Annotated in this window: 20 protein-coding genes; 17 read left to right on the top strand and 3 right to left on the bottom strand. The window is 67.3% G+C overall.

The features are described 5' to 3' along the window. Nucleotides 1-51 precede the first annotated feature (51 nt). Entirely contained in the window at nt 52-1,782 is a 1,731-nt protein-coding gene (locus KZX45_RS05880; RefSeq protein WP_248256795.1) for an acetolactate synthase catalytic subunit, read from the bottom strand. Between the two features lie 186 nt (nt 1,783-1,968). Between KZX45_RS05880 and KZX45_RS05875 the strand changes: the two genes are divergently transcribed. Further along, nucleotides 1,969-2,961, top strand: coding sequence for an NAD(P)H-quinone oxidoreductase (locus KZX45_RS05875; protein ID WP_248256794.1), 993 nt, complete (start codon nt 1,969-1,971; stop codon nt 2,959-2,961). A gap of 2 nt (nt 2,962-2,963) precedes the next feature. Here KZX45_RS05875 and KZX45_RS05870 read toward each other — a convergent pair whose 3' ends face one another. Continuing rightward, a complete protein-coding gene (locus tag KZX45_RS05870; RefSeq protein WP_248256793.1) occupies nt 2,964-3,749 on the bottom strand; it encodes an IclR family transcriptional regulator in 786 nt (261 codons plus the stop codon). A gap of 185 nt (nt 3,750-3,934) precedes the next feature. Between KZX45_RS05870 and KZX45_RS05865 the strand changes: the two genes are divergently transcribed. The 16 genes from KZX45_RS05865 (at nt 3,935) to KZX45_RS05790 (ending at nt 20,564) form a co-directional block, all read left to right on the top strand. Beyond that, nucleotides 3,935-5,227 carry an ABC transporter substrate-binding protein gene (locus KZX45_RS05865; protein ID WP_248256792.1) on the top strand — a complete coding sequence of 431 codons (1,293 nt, stop codon included), beginning with the start codon at nt 3,935-3,937 and terminating at the stop codon, nt 5,225-5,227. A 76-nt stretch (nt 5,228-5,303) separates the two neighbouring features. Continuing rightward, complete coding sequence (locus tag KZX45_RS05860; RefSeq protein ID WP_248256791.1) at nt 5,304-6,170, top strand: branched-chain amino acid ABC transporter permease; 867 nt, start codon at nt 5,304-5,306, stop codon at nt 6,168-6,170. Further along, nucleotides 6,170-7,252, top strand: coding sequence for a branched-chain amino acid ABC transporter permease (locus KZX45_RS05855; protein WP_248256790.1), 1,083 nt, complete (start codon nt 6,170-6,172; stop codon nt 7,250-7,252). Before KZX45_RS05860 ends, KZX45_RS05855 begins: the two co-directional genes overlap by 1 nt. Before the next feature lie 11 nt (nt 7,253-7,263). After that, nucleotides 7,264-7,983 (top strand): ABC transporter ATP-binding protein, encoded by a 720-nt coding sequence (locus KZX45_RS05850; protein WP_248256789.1) that lies wholly within the window; start codon nt 7,264-7,266, stop codon nt 7,981-7,983. After that, entirely contained in the window at nt 7,970-8,698 is a 729-nt protein-coding gene (locus tag KZX45_RS05845) for an ABC transporter ATP-binding protein (RefSeq protein WP_248256788.1), read from the top strand. The genes KZX45_RS05850 and KZX45_RS05845 overlap by 14 nt, the downstream gene beginning before the upstream one ends. Nucleotides 8,699-8,776: 78 nt before the next feature. Then, nucleotides 8,777-9,574 carry an SDR family NAD(P)-dependent oxidoreductase gene (locus tag KZX45_RS05840; protein ID WP_248256787.1) on the top strand — a complete coding sequence of 266 codons (798 nt, stop codon included), beginning with the start codon at nt 8,777-8,779 and terminating at the stop codon, nt 9,572-9,574. Nucleotides 9,575-9,617: 43 nt separating this feature from the next. Then, nucleotides 9,618-11,348 (top strand): thiamine pyrophosphate-binding protein, encoded by a 1,731-nt coding sequence (locus KZX45_RS05835; RefSeq protein ID WP_248256786.1) that lies wholly within the window; start codon nt 9,618-9,620, stop codon nt 11,346-11,348. A 90-nt stretch (nt 11,349-11,438) separates the two neighbouring features. Next, nucleotides 11,439-12,911: an NAD-dependent succinate-semialdehyde dehydrogenase gene (locus tag KZX45_RS05830; RefSeq protein WP_374112557.1), complete on the top strand. Its 1,473-nt coding sequence runs from the start codon at nt 11,439-11,441 to the stop codon at nt 12,909-12,911. Between the two features lie 154 nt (nt 12,912-13,065). Continuing rightward, nucleotides 13,066-13,284: an ABC transporter substrate-binding protein gene (locus KZX45_RS05825; protein WP_248256785.1), complete on the top strand. Its 219-nt coding sequence runs from the start codon at nt 13,066-13,068 to the stop codon at nt 13,282-13,284. Between the two features lie 6 nt (nt 13,285-13,290). Then, nucleotides 13,291-13,935 carry an ABC transporter substrate-binding protein gene (locus tag KZX45_RS05820; RefSeq protein ID WP_308221717.1) on the top strand — a complete coding sequence of 215 codons (645 nt, stop codon included), beginning with the start codon at nt 13,291-13,293 and terminating at the stop codon, nt 13,933-13,935. Next, entirely contained in the window at nt 13,932-14,333 is a 402-nt protein-coding gene (locus KZX45_RS05815) for a hypothetical protein (protein ID WP_248256783.1), read from the top strand. Before KZX45_RS05820 ends, KZX45_RS05815 begins: the two co-directional genes overlap by 4 nt. 695 nt (nt 14,334-15,028) lie before the next feature. Next, nucleotides 15,029-16,957 (top strand): metallophosphoesterase, encoded by a 1,929-nt coding sequence (locus tag KZX45_RS05810; RefSeq protein WP_248256782.1) that lies wholly within the window; start codon nt 15,029-15,031, stop codon nt 16,955-16,957. A gap of 131 nt (nt 16,958-17,088) precedes the next feature. Then, the gene (locus tag KZX45_RS05805; protein WP_248256781.1) at nt 17,089-17,619 is read left to right on the top strand and encodes a hypothetical protein; all 531 of its coding nucleotides are present in this window, start codon (nt 17,089-17,091) and stop codon (nt 17,617-17,619) included. Nucleotides 17,620-18,123: 504 nt separating this feature from the next. Next, nucleotides 18,124-18,651, top strand: a complete 528-nt coding sequence (locus KZX45_RS05800; RefSeq protein ID WP_248256780.1) for a CarD family transcriptional regulator — start codon at nt 18,124-18,126, stop codon at nt 18,649-18,651. A 163-nt stretch (nt 18,652-18,814) separates the two neighbouring features. Then, nucleotides 18,815-19,909 carry an S-(hydroxymethyl)mycothiol dehydrogenase gene (locus KZX45_RS05795; RefSeq protein WP_248256779.1) on the top strand — a complete coding sequence of 365 codons (1,095 nt, stop codon included), beginning with the start codon at nt 18,815-18,817 and terminating at the stop codon, nt 19,907-19,909. Nucleotides 19,910-19,937: 28 nt separating this feature from the next. Then, nucleotides 19,938-20,564 carry an MBL fold metallo-hydrolase gene (locus KZX45_RS05790; protein ID WP_248256778.1) on the top strand — a complete coding sequence of 209 codons (627 nt, stop codon included), beginning with the start codon at nt 19,938-19,940 and terminating at the stop codon, nt 20,562-20,564. Nucleotides 20,565-20,739: 175 nt separating this feature from the next. Here KZX45_RS05790 and KZX45_RS05785 read toward each other — a convergent pair whose 3' ends face one another. Then, entirely contained in the window at nt 20,740-21,408 is a 669-nt protein-coding gene (locus KZX45_RS05785) for a hypothetical protein (RefSeq protein WP_248256777.1), read from the bottom strand. Nucleotides 21,409-22,251 lie beyond the last annotated feature (843 nt).

Here is a 22,251-nt window from a genome sequence, read left to right as displayed (position 1 = left end):
TGTGCCCCTCGTGCCGTCCCGAGCCGTCAACGATGGGCGCGCTCGTCGCGGTCACCGGTAGTCCTTGAGCAGGGTGTCCTCCATGCCGTCCCAGGCCGTGATCGGCGGGTACGCGGTGGGGTCCGTAATAACCTCGACTAGCGTCGGGACGTCGGACGCAAGCGCCTTGGCGAGGGCCGGTGCCAGCTCGGCGGGATCGCTGATCCGCACTCCCTCCGCACCGACCGCGCGGGCGATTGCCGCGTGGTCCACGGCCAGGAAATCCACGGCGCTCGTGTGCGCCCCGAACAGGAAGTTCTCGCCGTGCTTCTGGTAACCCAAGATGGAGTTGTTCAGTACGATCGAGACGACGGGGAGCCGCTCGCGCACAGCAGTCTCCAGCTCGGCCCAGACGTGGCCGAAGCCGCCGTCGCCCGAGAGCACCACGACCTTGCTGTCAGGCTCAGCAACCTGCGCGCCGAGCGCCATCGGAAACCCCCAGCCCAGCCCGGCGAGCCCTCGGGGCAGCAGGAACTTCTGGCCGGCGCGGCGGCTAGTGACGTAGTTGCCGATCCAGTTGGAGGAGTAGCTGGCGTCCGCGACGAGGATGGTGTTCTCGTCGATGAGCTGGTCGAGCTCGGCTACCACACGTTCGGGGCGGATGGGCGTGGTCGCCGCCTGCCGCACGCGTGCGGACTCGCGGCGGTGCTCCTCACGGGCGATTGCGATGGCCGCCCGTACGTCGTTCGCCACACCGCGTCGCTTGGTGAGGTCCTCCTGCTGAATCGCATCGGTCAGGTCCGTCAGCGCAGCCCCGGCATCCCCGACGAGACGGATTCCCTCGTAGTTCCGTCCGATCTCCTGCCCGTCGATGTCGACATGGATGAGCTGGGCGCGGCGCGGGATGAGGGACCAGCCGTCCGTGCCGTTCTCGTTGGTCCGGGTGCCGATGAGGAGGACGACGTCGGCATCGGTGACCATCGTGCGCAGGAACTTCGTGGCACTGTTGGTGCCCATGTAGTTGCCGACCACCCCCATGGAGAGGTCGTTTGTCTCGTCGGTGGCACCCTTGCCCATCGGGGTGGTGGCAACGGGGATGGCCGCCACGCGCTGGAGCTCGGACAGTTGAACGGCCGCGTCGGCCCGGTTGACCCCGCCGCCGGCGATGACGATCGGACGCTCGGCGTCGGCAAGGAGCTTCGCCGCACGTGCCACGGCGGCCCCGTCCGGGCGTGGGCGGTCGAGCGGGAAGTGCCCGAGCACCGAGTGGCGCGGCGTCACCGTGCGTGAGGTGGGAGTCTCGAGGACGTCAGCGGGGAGCAAGAGTGCGACCGGTCCGGGCCGCCCCGAGGTGGCGGCCGTGATGGCCATATCGATGTACTCGTCGGCACGGTCCGCGTCGTCGAGGCGCCGGGTCCATTTCGACACGCCGGCGAACAGGCCGAAGTGATCGAGTTCCTGAAACGCGTTCTTGTCCCGCTTCGCCGCGGGCACCTCGAGGACGAGCGACAGCATCGGCACCGAGGCCTTGAGCGCCTCGGCCATCGGCGGCACAAGGAGCGTCGCGGCGGGCCCGTTTTGGGCGCCCACCACCGTGATGCGGTTCGCGACGCGGGCAAAGCCGTCGGCCATCGCACCGCCTGCATTCTCCGTTCGGTACACCACCTGACGCAGCCCCGCTTCCTCTGCGGCGAGGAATACCGCGGACGGGAGGCTCTGGCCGAATAGATCTGTGATTCCGTGCCGTTGGAGTGCGGCAACGATGACATCGGCGGCAGTACGTGTACGCGTGAGTATCGTCATCGATTCATTCCTTTGTACCGAAAGGGCTTGGTGATGAGGTGTGTTATCAGATGTAAGCAGACCGGTCACAACTTCAGGAAGGCGCTTCCACCCTTGTCCCGGTGGCCAGGCCATAGAAGTCCGCATGGTGGTAATAGTCGCAAGGCGTGGGAAGTGGGTGATGCTTGCCATGCATACTTCGTCGCCATGTACGCAATCACGATGGATTGCTTTGGCGGCCCCGACGTCCTGCGCTGGAGCGAGGTGGATGATCTCGTGCCGGCGGAGGGCGAGATCGTCATCGATGTGGCCGCCACGGCCCTGAACCGGGCGGACACGCTCCAACGTCAAGGCCTCTACCCGCCACCGCCGGGGTCGAGCGAGATTCTCGGATTGGAGTGCTCCGGCGTTATCAGCTCGGTCGGTCCGGGCGTCGACGGCTGGCACGTTGGCCAGGAGGTGTGCGCGCTGCTCGCCGGCGGTGGCTACGCCGAGAAGGTGGCCGTGCCAGCCGAGCAGGTGATGCGCATCCCAGCCGGGATCGACCTCGTGACGGCGGCCGCACTGCCTGAGGCCGCGTGCACCCTCTGGTCGAACATGGTCATGCAGGCCCGCCTCACCAAGGGTGAAATCTTGCTCGTCCACGGCGGCGCGGGTGGTCTCGGCACCATGGCCATCCAGATTGGGGTCGCGCTCGGCTGCACGGTGGCGGTCACCGCCGGCTCTGCTGCCAAGCTCGCCCTGTGCCGCGAGCTCGGCGCCACTATCCTCGTCAACTACAACGAGGAGGACTTCGTCGACCGGGTACGTGAGGCGACCGACGGCCATGGTGCCGACGTCATCCTCGACGTCCTCGGCGCGTCTTACCTTGCACGCAACGTCGACGTCCTCGCCCTTGACGGCCGGCTCGCGGTCATTGGTATCCAGGGCGGCACGGTGGCGGAGCTGGACCTGCGCGCGCTGATGATGCGCCGAGGCGCCCTCATCGCCACCAACCTGCGTAGCCGGCCAGTGCTCGGGAAGGGGTCGAAGGCCGCGATCGTGGCGGCCGTCCAGGAGAGCCTCTGGCCTCTCGTCGAGGCCGGGGCCGTGGTACCTACGGTTGGGGCCACGAGGTCGGTCCGCGACGCCTCCCAGGTCCACGCCGAATCGGCCAACGGCATGGGGCCGGGCGGAAAGATCGTCATGACCATGGGGTGAGGTCAGCGGGTCGGGGCGGTCCTGGCCAGCTTGTCGCTCAGTGCCTTCGCTGTGGCGATGACGAGGTCGCGGTGCGGCGTGCCCCCGGTCTCCCCGGTCACGTCCTCGGACCGCCCGGCTAGCGTGATGGCGGCCACGCAGACGCCGTCGGGGCCAATGACTGGAGCGGCGACGGAACCCAGCCCGACGACGCTGTCACCCATGCTCAGCTCATAGCCACGTGCCCGGATGAGTTGCAGCCGGTTCGTGATCGCCTCAATGTCGACCAACGTATGGGGCGTGATCGCCTTCGCCTCACCGTTCGCGCGCGCCTCGTCCTCCCAGGCCTGGATGACGGCAGGGGAGCTGAGCGCGAGCAGTACGCGGGGCCCCGCCCCCGCGTGGAGCGGGAGCCGGCCGCCGAGCTGCATGCCCACGGGGTACACCTCGGAGCCGTCCATGCGCTCGATGCAGATCGCCTCCGTGCCGCGGCGGACGGTGAGGAGCACCAGCTTCTGCGTCCGGTTCCGCAGCGCCCGCATGAACGAGATTGCCGCGAGGCGCAGCGGGGAGCAGTCCAACGCACCGCGGGCCGTGGCGAACATGCCCACGTCGAGCGCAAACCTCCCACGCTGGTGCGTCTCCTGCACCCATCCGAGCTCGATGAGCGTGTTGAGTAAGCGGTACACCGTGGTCCGCGGTTGGCCCAGAGCCGTGGCGAGCTCGGCGGCAGACATCGGGGTGCCATCCCCGAGCTCGCGGAGCAGCGCGGTGGCCTTGTGCAGGACCTGCACACCTTCCGATGACACGCGATCACCTCGACTTTGAGAGACAAGTGACGCAGACGATATACCACCAGGCGGACAACGAAGTACCGATCTGCGGGTGATTACGGAGCCGTGCGTTGACCTACTGTTTGTCGTACTTATGCTTCTCAGAGTGATCTAAAGGTGGATCGCTGAGCCGTGCTCAAAGATGCGCATGAGGAGTTGCCATGAAAAATTCGCGACGTCATCGTGAAATGCTTGCTGCGGGTGCTGGAATTGCGCTTGTCCTTTCCGCATGCTCAGGAAATGGTGCCGATGCATCCGGCGAGAGCAATGACGGAAACGCTGGTGGGCCGGGTGGCGATCCCATTACCGTCGGAGTTCTTCTCCCGCTGACAGGAAACCTCGCCGCCCTCGGCAACGAGATGTACAACGGGTATAAGGTGGCGCAGGAAATCATCAACGAGCAGGGCGGCATTGACGGCCGGCCGATCGAGTTCGAGGTCTCCGACGCCCCCACCCCCGAGGACGCAGTCGCCGTCGCCGGCACTCTGAGCATGGACCCGGACGTCTCGGTCATCATGGGTTCCTACTCCAGTGGCATCGCCATTCCCGCCTCGGAGGTCGCAAACCGCAACGGGAAGCCCTACTGGGAGACCGGCAGTGCCGCGGCTGAGACCACCGAGCGGGGCCTGGAGTACCTCTTCCGCACCAACGCCAGCGTAGCGATGGAGAGCTACAACCAGATCAACATCGACTTCTTCGAGGAGGTCGTCGGCCCGGCGCTGGGCAAGGATTTCAGCGACGTGCGCATCGGCATCGCTCACGAGGACAGCGCCTTCGGCACCTCCGCCGTCGACGCCTTCCACGCCAATGCCGAGGCGAACGGTTGGAACATCGTGGCCGAGGAGCCCTACACCGCCACCACGAACGACCTCTCTTCGGTGGTCCAGAGCCTCAAGAGCGCCGACGTCGAGTTCCTCTACGCCGCGTCCTACGTCAACGACGCCATCCTCCTGATGAAGCAGTCGAAGGAGCTCGGCTTCGAGCCCGACGTCGTCTACGGATTCGGTGCCGGCTTCACCACGCCCGACATCGCCCAGGCTCTCGGCGACGACGTCAACGGCATCATCGCTGCCGACGGTGCACCACTGAACATCACCGATGACCTCCTCAATGACGACCTCACGCCCACCTACAGCGAGTTCATTGACACCTACAACGAGATGATCGGCCGCGACCCGCTCGTCCACGCAACCATCGGCTTCCAGGGAGCGATGGTCCTCTTCCAGGAGGTCCTGCCCAACGCCGACGCCGGTGACCCCGACTCGATCGTTGAAGCCGCCCGCGCCGTCGACATCCCCAACGGCGGCTCGGTCGCCTACTACGGCACCAAGTTCGACGAGACCGGGCAGAACGAGCGCGCGGGCTTCTTCGTCATGCAGTACACGGACGGCAAGCTCACGACCGTTTTCCCGGAAGAGACCGCCGCGACCGGCTTCGTACTCGCAGGCAAGTAACGCCACATCCGCTCCTTCGCCCCCAGGTGCTCCGCACCGACTCGAGCACCTGGGGGCGCCGAACAAAGGAACTCTTATGGCAATAGTGCAAGTCATCGTCTCCGGGCTACTCATTGGCGGCATCTACGCCCTCCTCGCGGCAGGCATCACCCTCATCTTCGGGGTGCTCAAGGTCGTGAACTTCGCCCACGGCGAGCTCCTCATGATCGGCATGTACACCACGTTCTTCCTCAACCAGATCTTCGGGATCCACCCCTATGTTGCGGTCCCGATCGTCGCCGTGCTGCTGTTTGCTGTCGGTGCGGCTATGCACGCAGGCCTGATTCGGTGGACGATCTCCGGCGGTCACTCACGCCAGATCGTGCTCACGCTCGGCATCGGCATCTTCCTGCAGAGCGTGGCTCTTATGGCGTTTGGCGGCAACTACCGCTCGGTGCAGCTCGAGCCGCTCATGGGTGGCTCCCTGCAGCTGCTCGGTATCAACATCGGCACCACCCGGTTAGCGGCTTTCATCATCGCGCTGGTGATGACTGGGGCGCTCCTGCTCTTCCTGGACAGGACGCTCATCGGCAAGGCGATCCGTGCCACCGCCATGGACGGCTATGCCGCCCAGCTCATGGCGATCCCGGTCAACCGGATCTACCTGCTCACCATGGGCATCGGTGCGGCCATGGCCGGCGTTGCAGCCGCCGTCCTCATGCCGATCTACCCCGTCTACCCGACGATCGGGCTCAACATGCTCACGATCGCCTTCGTCGTTGTGGTGCTCGGCGGGCTCGGCAGCGTCATCGGTGCCTTGTATGGAGGTCTGATCATCGGGGTCGTCGAGGCCCTGTCCGGTTTCCTTGCCGGTGCAGCCATGAGCCAGGTGGTGGTCCTTGCACTGTTCGGGGTCATCCTGCTCGTGCTCCCGCAAGGCCTGATGAAAGCAGAGGCAGCCTGATGGCCACGGAGACACGCAGTGCGCGCCAGGCGCGCACCACACGCAAGACCGGCGTCCTAAGCCCCCATGGAGCGGTGATCGCCATGATCGTCATCGTGGTCCTGCTCGGCGCTCTCACCCTGGCGGCTTCACAGCTGCCCTCGATGTGGGGCCACATGATCGTCATGACCCTGATCTGGGCGTGCCTGGCAACCGCATGGAATGTCGTCGGTGGCTTCGCCGGTCAGATCTCTCTCGGCCATGCCGGCTTTTTCGGCATCGGCGCCTATGCGAGCACCTTGCTCTACATCGACTACGGCATCTCCCCGTGGTTCGGGCTGGTCGTCGCCGTCGTCCTCGGGGCGCTAACCGCTTGGGCGATCGGAGTCCCCTCCTTCCGCCTGCGGGGCCCGTACTTCGCGCTCGTCACGCTGGCGTTCGGACTAATCGTCTTCCACCTCTCGGTCCACCTTCGGGACCTGACCTACGGGCAGGTGGGTGTGCCCGTGCCTTACGACCCCAGTTTCGGGAACATGATCTTCCCGGACCGCTGGCAGTACGTCATCCTCGCGGGCGCCTTCCTCGTGGTGTGCCTGGCCGTCTCTCAGGTCATCGCCCGATCTCGTATTGGCTACCGGCTCGCCGCGGTGCGTGACGACGAGGATGCCGCCCGGGCGCTGGGTGTCAACACCGGCCGGGTCAAGCTCGTCGCAGCCGTCTTCAGCGGCGCCATGGCGGCCGGTGTGGGAACGATCTACAGCCAGTACATCCTCTTTCTCTCCCCGGACAGCGTTTTCGGAATCACGGTGTCTATCGAAGCCCTCGCCCTGGCGGTCGTCGGAGGGGCCGGCTTTGTCTTCGGTCCGCTCGTGGGAGCCGCGGTGCTCGTCCCGATCAGCCACATCGTGCTGGCGCAGTTCGGTGGCGACGCGCCCGGTGTCCACACGCTTGTCTACTCCGTCGTGCTCATTGTGGTGGTCCTGCTCGTACCCGGTGGGCTCTGGAGCCTCGTGGAACGGGTCAAGCTGCGCTTTCGCGCTCGGCGCGGCGTACCGGTCACCGTCGGTGAAGTCGAGCAGGTCAAGGAAGGAGAGCTGGTGTGAACACCGAGTCCGTGATCACCGCCATCAAGGTCAGCAAGCACTTCGGCGGCGTCAAGGCGGTCGATGAGGTCGACCTCGAGGTGCGCAACGGTGAGTTGCTCGCCCTGGTCGGCGCCAACGGCGCCGGCAAGAGCACGATGTTCAACCTCATCGCCGGTGCCTTCAGGCCGACGCTGGGGACAATCACAGCGTTTGGCCAGGACGTCACCAACACGCGGGACTACGACATGTGCCGCCTGGGAGTGGCGCGCACCTTCCAGGTGGTCCGTCCGCTGCAGGGCATGACCGCCCTGGAGAACGTCATGGTCGGGGCGTTCGTCCGTACCGCTGCGGTGGACACCGCCCGCGAGGCTGCGATGCGCGCCATCCGACTCGTCGGGCTTGAAGACCTCGCCGAAGTCTCCGCCGCAAGCCTCACGCTGTCCAGCCGCAAGCGGCTCGAGGTGGCGCGTGCGCTAGCGACCCAGCCGAAGGTCCTCCTGCTCGACGAGATGATGGCCGGCCTCAACCCCGCTGAGCTCGACAGCTTCATCGAGACCGTCCGAGGCATCAACCGTTCGGGCGTCACGATCGTCGTCGTCGAGCACGTCATGCGCGCGGTCACCCAGCTGGCCCAGCGCATCGTCGTGATGAACCAGGGCCGAAAGATCGCCGACGGCCTGCCCGACGACGTCATGAAGGATCCCCGCGTCATCGAGTCTTACCTGGGAGAGAGCTATGCCACTGCTTGAGGTGAATGCGGTCGAGTTCCACTACGGCGAGGTCCAGGCGCTCAAGGGTGCGACCTTGCAGATCCAGGAGGGAGAGATCGTCGCCCTCGTCGGCGCTAACGGCGCCGGGAAGACGACCCTCATGAACGCGATCTCGGGGGTGCACCGCATCAGTGCCGGCACCATCTCCTTCGACGGCGCCCCGATCCACGGCAAGCCCGCCCACACCCTCCCCGAGCTTGGCCTTGTCCAGGTTCCGGAGAATCGGCACCTCTTCCCTTATCTCACGGTCGAGGACAACCTCAGGCTCGGGGCCTTCGCGAAGAACGCCCGGGGCCGGTCGAAGGAGACCGAGGAGTGGATCTACGAGCTGCTCCCGGCGCTGCAGGAACGGCGCAGACAACGGGCCGGGTCAATGAGTGGTGGCCAGCAGCAGATGCTCGCGATCGGCCGGGCCCTCATGGCGCAGCCCCGCCTACTCCTGCTAGACGAACCCTCGCTCGGGCTCGCCCCCATCATCGTCTCCCAGCTCTTCGAGCTCATCACGGATATCAGGCAGCAGGGCACGACGATCCTGCTCGTCGAGCAGAACGTCCGGCACGCGCTGAGCATCTGCGACCGCGGGTACGCGCTGCAGGAGGGACAGGTCGTCATGGAGGGGACCGGCGTCGGCCTGCTCAACGACCCGGGGCTCACGGACGTCATGCTCGGCATCGCCGAGATCGCGCATACCTGAGGCGCCGTCTCGACCATTGCACTCACGAACCCATTTCACTTCCGGACGAAGGGCAGGACAGACGTGAAGAACGGAAACTTGAAGCTTCAGGGAAGGACCGCGCTGGTAACCGGCGCCGGGCGCGGGATCGGGCGGTCCTACGCGCTTCGGCTCGCCGAGTTGGGTGCCGACGTCGCCGTGCTCGACTTTGACCTCAAGTCCTACGAGGCCTTCGAGCTGGAGAAGAGCTCGATGCAGGGAGACTCAACCGCAGCCGAGATCCAGACCCTTGGTCGCAAGTCCCTCGCCATCGAGGCGGATGTAACCAAGCCGGAGGCCATGCAGGCCGCGGTCGACGAGATCCTGAACGCGTGGGGTCGACTGGACATCGCCGTCTGCAACGCGGGCGGCGGGATCGGCGCTATCTCCGAGACGAAGGCCACCGAGGTCGCCGACGACGTCCTCGACGGCGTCCTGCAGCGCAACCTCTACGGCACCATCTACACCTGCAAGGCCGCCGCCGCGCCAATGAAGAAGCAACGTTCAGGCCGCCTCATCACGGTCTCCAGCCAGGCAGGCCGCCGCGCCGACCGCACGGGCGGCTACGCCCACTACGGCGCCGCAAAGGCCGGGATCGCCATGTACACCAGGTATCTGGCACAGGAGGTCGGCCCCTACGGCATCACAGCCAACTGCATCGCACCGGGGTACATCGGCACCGGTCGCCTCATGCCGCTCTTCGACACCATCGGTGGCGAACAGCTCACCGACAGCGTCGCCCTGCGCCGCCTCGGCACCCCCGAGGACTGCGCCGGCGTGGTCGAGTTCCTCGCTACCGACCTCGGCGCCTACGTCACCGGCACGGTGATCCCCGTCGATGGCGGCTCCACCCTCTAGACCCGAATCCTTCCTCTTACCGATCGACAACGGAGTTAGTGATATGACGACCATCACCGCATCGACCACGGGCGCCCAGGGTGTCGCTGAGGTCATCGCCACCTTCGAGAAGCCCATCGTCTTCGGCATGCCGGGCGGGCACACCGTCCAGATCTACGACGCCCTGCGCGACCACCAGGACACCGTCGAGAGCGTACTTGTCCGCGAAGAGTCCATCGGCACCGTCATGGCCGAGGCGTATGGCCGCCTCTCCGGGCGCGTCGCCGTCGTCATGGCCCAGGGCGCCTGGGTGCTCGGCGCCGGCGGCATCGGAGTCATGGAGGCCCACCTCGGCTCATCCCCGATGGTCGTCCTCATCGACACCACCGAAGGCGGGACCTACTCCCACCACGGCCCGTACCAGTCCGGTTTCGGCGGATACGGCGCGTACGACCTCCCCGCCGCCATGGCCGCCATCACCAAGCGGACCTTTGTCGCGACCGACCCTGTCCAAGCCGTGCAGATGACCCAACTCGCTGCCAAGCACGCCCTCGAGGGTGAGCCCGGACCGGTCGCGGTCGTCTTCCACAGCGACGCGCTGCTCAACAACTTCACCGAAGCTGACGCCACCCGCGTCTTCATCGATCGCAACTACCTCTCACCCGTGCCGACCACCACCGACGCGGCGATCGCCGACGCCGCGGCCGCCATCAGCGGCTCCGAGCGTCCCGTGGTCGTGGCCGGCAACGGGGTGCGCGACGACGCCGGCCTCGACGCACTCCTCACGTTCGCCGAGGCCCTCGACATCCCCGTCGCCACCACCACGAGCGGCAAGAGCGTGTTCGCCGAGGACCACCCGCTTGCTGCCGGCGTCATGGGGTCCTTCGGGCAGAACTCTGCCAATACCATCGTGGGCGACGCCGACCTCATCATCGCCGTAGGGACCAAGCTCGGCTCCACGGACACCATCGACGAGAAGCCCGAGCTAATAAACGCCGGGCGGCAGACGATCGTCCAGATCGATGTCGAGGCGCTCAACATCAACTGGACTCATCCCGTCGCGCATGGGCTGCTCGGCCGCGTCAGCGACATACTGCCCCGTCTGACCGCGGCGGCGACGGGCGTTGCTGCCGGTGGCCGGATGCGGGTTGCGCAAGTGCGCGAGCGGGTGGGCTACTTCGAGGAGATCGCCCCCAGCGACCCGGGCGCGCGCGTGGTTAACCCTCGTCAGCTCGCCCGGACCCTTGGGGAGACCTTGCCGGCCGACGCCGTCGTCATGTGCGACGCCGGGGAAAACCGCATCTTCATGCTGCACGACTACCAGACCCGCCAGAACGGGGTGCTCATGCAGCCCAATGGCGGTGGCGGCATGGGGTACGCGGTCCCCGCCGCGCTTGCCGCGACCTACACCCACCCGGACCGCCAGGCCGTCGCCGTCACCGGCGACGGCGGCTACGCGATGAGCCTCCATGGGCTGATGACGGCGGTGGAAAACAAGCGCAAGCTGCTCGTCGTCGTCATGGACAACCAGGCGCTCGGCTGGGTCAAGCACGGTCAGGGCGAGCGGCCCTTCCTCGCGGACTTCGCTCCCTTCGACCTCGGGGCGATCGCAGCGGCCATCGGCTGCACCGCGATCACAGCCACCTCGGACGAGGAGGTGCGCACCGGCGTCGCCGCCGCTTGCGAGAACGACGGTGTCAGCGTCTTGGTCGTGAAGACCAACCTCACCGAGTCCTACCTCACCATCCAGACCACGATGGCGGGCGTGAGCCACGAGCAGGTCGCCAGCAAGTGAGCCCCCGGGTCCGCGGCGGCGACGTCGCAGCGGGCCCGGGTGCTTCCAGGGCGCCCGGCGGGTGCCGACAAGTACGAGCAAGGAGGTCTGGTGGCAACCACGAGCGAGGTGCTCGCCGATCTGGAGGGTCGGCTGTTCGTCGGTGGTCAGTGGCGTGCGAGCACGTCTGGCGCGTGGCTGGACGTCATCGACCCGGCGACCGGAAGCGTCATCACGCAGGTCGCGGACGGCACGCCCGCCGACGGCGTCGCTGCACTCGATGCCGCCGTCGCGGCCGCTGACCCGTGGGCGGCGACCCCACCCCGGGCCCGCGCCGAGATCCTGCGGCAAGCGTTCACGCTGCTGCAGGCGAAATCCGAGGACCTCGCGCTACTCATGACGGCTGAGATGGGCAAACCGCTGGCCGAGGCCCGCGCCGAGGTCACCTACGGCGGGGAGTTCCTGCGGTGGTTCAGTGAGGAAGCGGTACGTATCACCGGCCGCTACGGCGACACCCCTGAGGGGACCGGGCGAATGATCGTCTCCCACCGGCCCGTCGGGCCCTGCTACCTCGTGACCCCGTGGAACTTCCCGCTCGCCATGGCCACCCGCAAGATCGCCCCGGCGCTCGCGGCCGGGTGCACCGTGGTCATCAAGCCAGCTGAGCTGACCCCGCTCACCACGATCGCGTTCGCCAAGATCCTCCAGGAGGCCGGCCTGCCGGACGGCGTCGTCAACGTGGTGACGACGACCGATGCCGCCGGCATCTCTGAGCCGATCCTCAGCGATCCGCGTCTGCGTAAGCTCAGCTTCACCGGCTCGACACCGGTGGGCAAGCTGCTCATGCGGCAGGCGGCCAGCTCCGTCCTGCGGGTCTCCATGGAGTTGGGGGGCAACGCGCCGTTCCTCGTGTTCGACGACGCAGACCTCGACCGTGCCGTCGACGGCGCCATGCTCGCCAAGTTCCGCAACATCGGCCAGGCGTGCACCGCCGCGAACCGGTTCCTCGTGCACGAGAAGGTCGCTGATGAGTTCGCCGAGCGTGTCACGGCACGGGTGCGCGAGCTCCGCACGGGGCGCGGCACCGAGGATGGGGTGACGATCGGCCCCCTCATCGACGATCGTGCGGTGAGCAAGGCTCGCGACCTCGTCGAAGATGCCGTGGCCCGGGGGGCCTTGCTGCGCGCGGGCGGGAAGGCCACGGGGGGGCCGGGGACGTTCTTCGAGCCCACGGTCCTGGCCGACGTCACCGCGGACAGCCGCATCCTTCACGAGGAGATCTTTGGCCCCGTGCTGGCCATCGTCCCGTTCACCGACGAGGACGAGGCCGTCCGGCTCGCTAACAGCACCGAGTTTGGCCTCGTGAGCTACGTCTTCACCCAGAACCCCGCGCGTGGCCAACGGATGATCGACCGGCTCGAGACCGGGATGATGGGCTTGAACGTCGGCGCTATCTCCAACGCCGCAGCGCCCTTCGGTGGCGTCAAGCAGTCCGGCATCGGCCGAGAAGGCGGCTCCGAAGGGATCCACGAGTACCTCTCTGTGAAGTACACATTGACACCCGATCCGTACGCGGATCGGTGAGCGACGCCCCGCGACACGAGCCCAGGGGTACCTCGTCCCGGTCGCGATGGGTGTCACCGTTCCTGCTCATGCAGCAGGAACGCGTCTCGATGGCAGACCTCCGCCGCGGAGGTTCGCGACCACATGCCCGATGATGCGCATAGGAGCTGTTGGAGTGAAGGTCTCTCGCAGTCATCAGATCGTCGCTCTCGGAGCGGGAGTCGCGCTCGCGCTGGCGGCGTGCTCGTCCGGCGCCGGGGATGAGCCGGATGGTGCCGGCGGCGAGGATCCGATCACCGTCGGTGTGCTGCTCCCGCTCACCGGAAGCCTGTCCGCGCTCGGCAACGAGATGTTCAACGGCTACAAGGTTGCACAGGAACTCGTCAACGAATAGGGCGGGATCGACGGGCGCCCGATCGAGTTTGAGGTCAGCGACGCGCCGACGCCCGAGGACGCCGTGGCAGTCGCTGGAACCCTGAGCATGGATCCGGACGTGTCGGTGATCATGGGCTCCTACTCCAGCGGTATCGCCATCCTTGCCTCCGAGGTGGCCAACCGCAACGGCACCGTGTACTGGGAGACCGGTAGCGCGGCCGCCGAGACCACGGAACGCGGCCTGGAGTACCTCCTCCGCACCAACATCAGCGTCGCCCTCCCGGCGTACCAGGAGACCGCCGCGCAGTTCTTCGAGGAGGTCGTCGGACCTGCGATGGGAAAGAACTTCGGCGATGTCCGGGTCGGGATGGTCTATGAGGACAGCGCGTTCGGAACCTCGTCCGCCGACGCGGTGCGGCAGATGGCGGGGGACAACGACTGGAACCTGGTGGCCGACCTGCCGTACACAGCGACCGCGAACGACCTGTCGTCGGTGATCGAGAACCTGAAGAACGCGGACGTGGAGTTCCTCTACGCGATCTCGTACGTCAACGACGCCATCCTGCTCATGAAGCAGTCGCAGGAGCTCGGCTTCGAGCCGAGCGTGGTGTTTGGCTCCGGGGCCGGTTTCACGACGCCTGCATCGCAGAGGCGCTCGGGGACCGGGTGAACGGCGTCCTCGCCGGTGACGGTGCTCCGCTGGGCATCACGGACGAGCTCCTGAACGACGACGTCTCGGTCACCCAATCCGAGTGGATCGAGAAGTACGAGGAAATGATCGGCCGGCCACCGCTGGCGCACGCCACCATGGGGTTCCACGGAGCGTACGTGCTGTTCGAGGAGGTGCTGCCGAACGCCGACCCCGGGGACCCGGACTCCATCCTCAGCGCTGCTCGCGCGCTGGACATCCCCGACGGCGGTACCCCGACGTACTACGGCGTCCAGTTCGACGAGTCAGGTCAGAACGTCCGAGCGGGGTACTACATCATGCAATACCACGACGGCGTCATGAAGACTGTTTACCCGGACGCTGCTGCCGCCGAGGAGTTCACCCTCGTGGGGAGGTGACACACCGTCGCTCGACACCTTGCCCATCGGGCATGGGCCGTTCGAGCCATGCCCGGCGGGCAACTTGCTGGCCGGTGCCCGCTGCCACACCATCTGCTCCTTAGCGCGTGTCTCTTTAGTCCCTATGAAGGTCAAATCAGGGCGGGTCAAGGTACAAACGAGCCGAGTAACCGCGCGCTCGAGCGCGTTTAACGATCTCCGACGTCGGGCCTTAACGTCAAACGGACTAGTGCGCGGCGTTCGACGACCTAGCGGCGCTTGTAGGCCTCGGTGGCGTAGGTGACGAGCCGGGGCGAGCAACTCCACCGGCGCGCGCGGATGAAGGACTTCGAGGACCGGGTGCGCGGGGAGGTATGGACTTCGTGGACGGAGAGATGATCAAGTCCGTCGACTTCCCCGCGCCCGCGAAGAACGGCAGCTGAATCGGGCCGCCTGTCGGGTGAGGCCAGAGTGATGGTCGGCGGCCACACCCGCAGGTCGAGAGTGTCCGGAAACTAGCGGAGCGGGTCGACGAGCCCCTTCGCGGCCGCGACCCCCCCCAGTGGTGCGGCGAGGGGAATAGCACCATCCTGGTCCGCATCGTTCACCGAGCGTTCCCCGGCCGGCTGGGCGCGGTGTGCTCCGCGGTCAACTCGGTCGGGTGAGGTGGAAGGGCGCGACGACGCGCCCAGGGGGCCACACGACCAGGAGACGCCATGAAGAGACTCGTCCGGATCGCCGTCGTCGCCGGGATGGCGACGCTTCCGCTGGGGGCGGGCGCCGTCGCCGCCCCCGCAGCCACGTCCGCCGTCGACGCCGCGCCGGCGCCGCAGCCGGGCTTCCGGGTGCTGCCCTACCTGCAGCAGCCGGGCGAGGACACCATGACGCTGAGCTGGGTCTCGGAGACCGACGAGCCCGGCACGGTGACAGTCAGCGGCCCGGGCCTGGAGGGCAGGACCACGCTGACCTCCGAGCCCCGCTACCTCGACCTCATGGAGTACACCGAGGCCGAGCTCACCCAGGAGATCCGCGGCCTGGAACAGGGCTCGTGGTTGCTGGCCGACAGCAACTACAAGCATGCGGTCACCCTCGACGGCCTCAAGGCGGACCACACCTACCGCTACACCGTCGAGCAGGGCGGGCAGAAGCACTCCGGCACGTTCGCCACCGCCCCGACCGCGGAGAAGTGGAAGGACCTGCGCGTCGTCGCCTTCTCCGACAGCGAGACGGAGCCCTACGGCGCCGTCGAGCACCGCGAGTGGGAGCTGCACCCGCAGACCGGCTACACCGACGGCTCGGCTGAGCGGCCCGGTCCCGGCTCGCTGTGGGCCGAGAAGTACGGATCGACCACCCGCTACGGCGAGTTCACGCTGCGCTACCCGATGGACCAGCAGCGGGCGCTGATCGAGAACACGCAGTGGATCGAGCAGGCCGACCCCGACCTCATGCTCATCGCCGGCGACCTCGCCCAGGGCTCCGGCTACCAGCCCGCCTGGGACGAGTTCTGGCGCCACTTCGCCGGCGAGTACGGCACCCTCGCCACGCACACGCCGCTGATCACCGCGCTGGGCAACTGGGAGACCTACGCCGCCCTCAACGGCGGCTACGGCACGGACGAGGACCGCAGCCCCGCCGTCATCTCGCGCAACCGGTACCACGAGTACTTCGACACCGCCGGCGACGAGGCGAACCCGCAGTTCAAGGACTCCTACCACCGCGTCGACTACGGCCCGCTGACGGTCCTCACCCTCGACTCCACCAACGGCGTGCCGGACGAGGACGCCGACACCGGCATGCTTTCCGGCGAGATCTACTCCGGTGACGACACCAACCTCAACGAGGCCCGGCGCACCACCGACACCCAGGGCGAGTTCACCGCAGAGAACTACGACGGCGCCTTCACCGAGGTCTTCCCCGGAACCACCCCCGAGGACTCCGACCTGCCCAACTTCAACCCCGGCACCGAGCAGTGGGCCTGGGCCGAGGAGCAGCTGGCCGACGCCCGCGAGCAGGGGCAGATCGTCGTCGTGCAGTTCCACCACGCCGCCTACTCCAACGGTGTGCACGGCACCCCGCCGAACCACGAGCACGCGGACAACCAGTCCGGCGTCGCGATGCGCGTCTACAGCCCGCTGTTCGAGGAGTACGGGGTCGCGGCCGTCATCTCCGGCCACGACGAGATGTTCGAGCGCTCCTGGGTGGACGAGGACGGCGACGGCGTCGGCTTCCACTCCTACGACGTCGGCGTCGCCGCCGACGGGCTGCGCGGGGAGCAGCTGGTACAGGACGAGACCGGCGAGTACGTCCCGCTGCGGTACAACACCCGCTCCGAGTGGACCGCCGCGGCCGACGAGCCCGAGACGTGGGAGGTGGACGAGAACGGCAACCCGCAGCTCGTCGACGGCGGCCTGCACTACGGCCACCTGCAGATGGACCTGGAGAACACGAGGTGCGGCGCCGAGATGACGCTCAGCCCGGTCTACCTCTTCCCGGTCCTGGACGAGAACTACGACCTCGTGCGCACCGAGCGGCGGGTCTACGACGACGTCGTCACCGTGACGCTTGACGACGACGGCACCCCGGTTGCGGGGGCGACCGAGTGCCAGCCCGGCCGGGACACGGCGCCGGGGCAGCAGAAGAAGTAGCTCCGGCGTGTTAGGCGGCGGGCCGGTCCAGGTGACCGGCCCGCCGCTGCCGCGTGTTGGCCAGAGGATCTGATCTGCCCAGCGTTTGCGCACACCTTGCGGCAGCTCAGGCCGAGGGGTGGGATGGCGATATGAGCGACAGCGCCTCGATCTTCGCCCGGCGGTCCCGGATCGTCGTCGATGCGTCGGCGTGCGAGCTGGATGACCTCGCGCCATGCGGCGGCGTCGACGTGACGGTGGGTGGCGACGTCGACTGGGGCGAGTTCGTCGAACGAGCGGCGACCTCCGGCTGGCCCGGGGTCGAGCGGCTCGGCGGCATGCCCGGCACCGTTGCCGACGCCGTCCGCTCCAACGCCGAGGTCGACGGGCAGGCGGTGGCCGACGTCGTCGCCTCCGTGGGGACGTGGGACCGCGCCGCCGACAGGACGCGGACCTTCGCGTACGCCGAGTGCGAGTTCGGCCCGTCGACCTCGCGGTTCGAGGAGCGGCTTCCTGACGGGCAGCACCGCTACGACATCCTCGACGTCTCGTTCCTGTTCAAGCAGGGCGACATGACGACCCCCATCCGCGATCCGGAGCTCGCCGCGCTTCTGGGGATCGAGTCCGGTGACCGGCTGCCGCTCACCGAGTACGCCGCGCGCCGAGGCCGCCTCGGCGACTGAGCACAGCGCTCGCCCAGTTCTGGGCGTTACAGCGGGCGCAGCTCTGCGTAAACAACCTGGGCTTCGTCTCCACGGATACCGAGCCCGCCCCCGCGGGACAACCCGGAGCAAGGGCCCCTCAGCGTGGCTTGCCACCGGGATAGATGAGCCCCACGCACGCCAGCCGCAGACCTGGAGATCGGCCGTGCTGCGCCGGCAATGGCAGACGGCCGCAGGTGCGGCGCGCCCGATGTCACCGCAGCCGGCTGAGAAGAGCACCCGAAATGGCTAATCGCCCGCCGAACAAATTCGGTCTAGATTTCTCCAGAAATTTCTGACATAATTGCCTCGCTGGCTCGCTGAGGTCGAAATTCCTCCTGGATAACCGCAAGTTCCTGCTCCGCCGCACAGACGCCACCTCTCCGGGCGCCGCAGCATCTGGCGCAAACACCTCGGAGTTGTCGGCTGCTACCTCGGGACGGTGGAGCCGACCCGAGCGCGGCGCTTCGTCGAAAGGGCTACACGTTGAATTTCTATCCTGGTCAGGTTCTTGTACATCCCCACCACGGCCCGGTAACCGTCTCGAAAATCGACAGCCGGAGACTCGGCGAGCGGCGTCAGCGTTATCTGAAGCTGGACGTGCACGGTGCCGAGCTCTCCCTGGGAGTACCGCTGGAGCGTGCCGAAGAGCTTGGTGTGCGCCCGTTGCTCGACGCGGACGGCCTCCGCGAGGTCTTCGACGTGCTTCTCGCACCGAGCGAGGAGAAGGAATCCGTGTGGTCGCGCCGCGTCAAGAAGAACGCCGACCGGCTGCGCACCGGGGACATCCGCATCATCGCCGGCCTGATCCGCGACCTCACCCGGTGGAATGCGGAGAAGCGGCTCTCGTTCGGTGAGGCGAAGATGCTTCGGGACGCGCTCGGCCCGTTCGTCGCGGAACTTGCCCTCGTGCTCGGGGTCGGCGAGATCGACGCCGCCGCCACCGTCGACGCCGCTGTTCTCCAGAGCATCCGGCCGAGCGCCCCGCAGTCCGAGCTCGCCGCGGCAAGCTGACCCGCACCCTCGGTGAAGAGGGACGCGCACGCAGAGGAACAGATCTCGACGGCGTCGCCAGCCCGGCCGCGGCTCGGTTCGCTGCCACCTGATCTCTCCGCATAGGTTGAGGACGGGAGAGGGCGGCACCTGTCGGCCCGGTCGTGACTGCTGAGGAGAACCATTGCCGTACACCGTCAAGGGAGCCATCGCCCGCGCCGAAGGCGCCGAGGTGGAGATCGTCGACGTGGTGGTCCCGGACCCGGGCCCGGGCGACGTCATCGTCGACGTCCAGGCGTGCGGGGTCTGCCACACCGACCTCTCCTACCGCGACGGCGGCATCAACGACGAGTTCCCGTTCCTCCTCGGGCACGAGGCGGCCGGGCGCGTCTCCGCCGTCGGCGAGGGCGTCACGCACGTCGAGGTCGGCGACTACGTCGTGCTGAACTGGCGCGCGGTCTGCGGGGAGTGCCGGGCGTGCAAGCGCGGCGACCTGAAGTACTGCTTCGCCACCCACAACGCGAGCAGGAAGATGACGCTGACCGACGGCACCGAGCTCACCCCCGCGCTCGGCATCGGCGCGTTCATCGAGAAGACGATCGTCCACGAGCGCCAGTGCACCAAGGTCGACGAGCAGGCGGCGCCCGAGGTCGCGGGCCTGCTCGGCTGCGGTGTCATGGCGGGCATCGGCGCCGCGATCAACACCGGCGAGGTGAAGCGCGGCGAGTCCGTGGCCGTCATCGGCTGCGGCGGCGTGGGCAACGCGGCGATCGCCGGGGCCAAGCTCGCCGGGGCGTCGACGATCATCGCACTCGACGTCGTCGACGCCAAGCTCGAGGGCGCCAAGGAGTTCGGCGCGACCGACACCGTCAACACCAAGGACCTCTCCGAGGAGGAGGTGGTCGCCGCGGTGCAGGGGCTCACCGGTGGGTTCGGTGCCGACGTCGTCATCGATGCCGTCGGACGCCCGGAGACCTACCGGCAGGCGTTCTACGCCCGGGACCTCGCGGGCCGCGTCGTCCTCGTGGGCGTCCCGCACCCGAAGGCGGAGATCACCCTGCCGTTCCTCGACGTCTTCGGCCGTGGCGGGTCGCTGAAGTCCTCCTGGTACGGCGACTGCCTGCCCGAGCGCGACTTCCCCATGCTCGTCGACCTCTACCTTCAGGGCCGCCTGCCGCTGGACAGGTTCGTCACCGAGACGATCTCCGCCGACCAGATCGAGGCCGCCTTCGGCAAGATCCACGACGGCACCGTCCTGCGCTCCGTCGTGAAGTACTGACGCCCAACGCTCCAGAAAGGGAGGCGCCATGGTCGCCCGCATCGACAACCTCGTGACGTCGGGGACGTTCTCGCTCGACGGCGGGACGTGGGACGTGGACAACAACGTGTGGATCGTCGGTGACGACGCCGAGGTGGTCGTCATCGACCCCGCCCACGACGCGAAGGCGATCGCCAACGCCGTCGCCGGCCGCACCGTCAGGGCCGTCCTGCTCACCCACGGCCACGACGACCACATCCGCGCGGTCGCCGGATTCCGGGACCTCGTCGGGGCGCCGGTCTACCTCAACCCCGCGGACAACATGCTGTGGGACGCGGTCTTCCCCGACGGCGCCCCGGACCAGGACATCGCCGACGGCGACCGCTTCGAGGTGGCCGGCACGACGCTCGTCGCCCTCCACACCCCGGGGCACTCCCCCGGCTCGACCAGCTTCTACGCGGAAGACCTCGGCGTGGTCTTCACCGGGGACACGTTGTTCAACGGCGGCCCCGGCGCGACCGGCCGGTCGTACTCGGACTACCCGACGATCGTCGCGTCCATCCGCGACCGGCTGCTCACCCTGCCCGAGGAGACCGTGGTCAAGACCGGGCACGGGGAGGACACCACCATCGCGGCCGAGAAGCCGGCGCTGCCCGAGTGGGAGGCGAAGGTCTAGGTCCGTTGTCTTGTAGACGACGGCGGAGCGCGCGACAGCGGCCGTGTCCCGGTTGAAGAGACAGGGCGCGGCCGCTTTGTCCTGCGGGGCTCAGCATGCTCGTCGGGTCTCCTGAGCGGCTTCCGCCGTCCGCGGTTACCTGGCCCTCCGCTCGGACGGCATACAGGGGAAGCCTTTACATCCCACCAGTGACTTCGATGACATTCACCTGCACGAGCGGAACCGTCATACTCCCACCCATGGTGGTGTCATAGCTGAAAGAACTGACAACTTCGACGTACATCTTCACCATGTCATCCGTCACTACATTCGCGAGGATGCTCGGATCTTCAGCACTGACGATCGTGTTGACGTCATAGTCGTACCAGTCGGATTTCGCCTCGCCTCCCGTGTTCGCACGGAACGTAGAAGGCCCCGTGTTGGAATCGAACTGGGTGACGTACCCGTAGAGCACGTACTTCTTTCCGGCGTGCGAGTCTGGGTCACGCTCGACAAGCGCCCAGTCCCGGTCACTGATCGCGGCGTACGTCCCCGGATCCAGCCGAGCGGCTTCGGCAGCGGCCTCCTCCTCAGCCTTGCGCTGCGCCTCCTCTTCAGCCTTGCGCTGCGCCTCCTCTTCAGCTTTCCGCTGCGCCTCCTCTTCAGCGCGGCGCTGTTCCTCCTCGGCGGCCTTTCGGCTCGCCTCCTCCTCAGCCGCGCGGCTAGCGTCTTCCCCCGCTGCAGCCTCACTGGTCGCCTCGTCCGAAGATGCTGTGGCTGCAGTCGTTAGCGATGTCTCTTGCTGTTCGGAGCGATCACCGACGGTCCCAGCGACCACGCTGCCGACAATGAGAAGCGCTGCCACTCCGACACCTACGCCAATTGCGGCTTTCCGGCGGGTGCTGGGGCGTTCGTGCTCTACTACTAAGGGGTCCTCATCATCGCGCCAGAACTGCCATCCTGGAGGCGCTGGTCCCCATGCCGGGTCCGGTCGCCAACCGGCGGGTGGAACCCACCCTTCCGGTGGAGCCGGCCAACTCGGAGGCACAACGAACTTAGGCATCACATAGTCCTGTCTTTACGTTTCGAACGCCCTCAGGGCGCACTCCCACTTTAGGCGTGGCCCATCCGATTTAGGTTCGGAACGGCGTCCGAATTTGCGTGATGGTCCGCACGTGCGCGCGCCGCCGCGGTTATCAGCCGAAATGACCTATTTGCCCGATTCGTTGTGACGGTCCCTACGGGCTTGACGAAACGAGCGGACCAGCCGATCGAACGGACAATGTGTGCAATCCAACTCGTTGATCGATCAGTTGAGGAGGAGACGGAATTTTCGTCGCCGTCGAGAAGCCGTCGCCGGAGGACGTCTAAGATTCGGCGGGGCTCGAGGCTCAGCACCCGAGTGCCCCATGGGCTCTTAGCAAGCCGGAAAATTCCCCGCTACGCGCCGCGCCGAGCGGTGCCTGGGCCGAGGAGCAGCTGGCCGACGCCCGCGAGCAGGGGCAGATCGTCGTCGTCCAGTTCCACCACGCCGCCTACTCCAACGGTGTGCACGGCACCCCGCCGAACCACGAGCACGCGGACAACCAGTCCGGCGTCGCGATGCGCGTCTACAGCCCGCTGTTCGAGGAGTACGGGGTCGCGGCCGTCATCTCCGGCCACGACGAGATGTTCGAGCGCTCCTGGGTGGACGAGGACGGCGACGGCG

This window comes from Georgenia sp. EYE_87, from assembly GCF_023148685.1.
Taxonomy (GTDB): Bacteria; Actinomycetota; Actinomycetes; order Actinomycetales; family Actinomycetaceae; genus Georgenia.
This window is presented reverse-complemented; position numbering and strand designations above follow the sequence as displayed.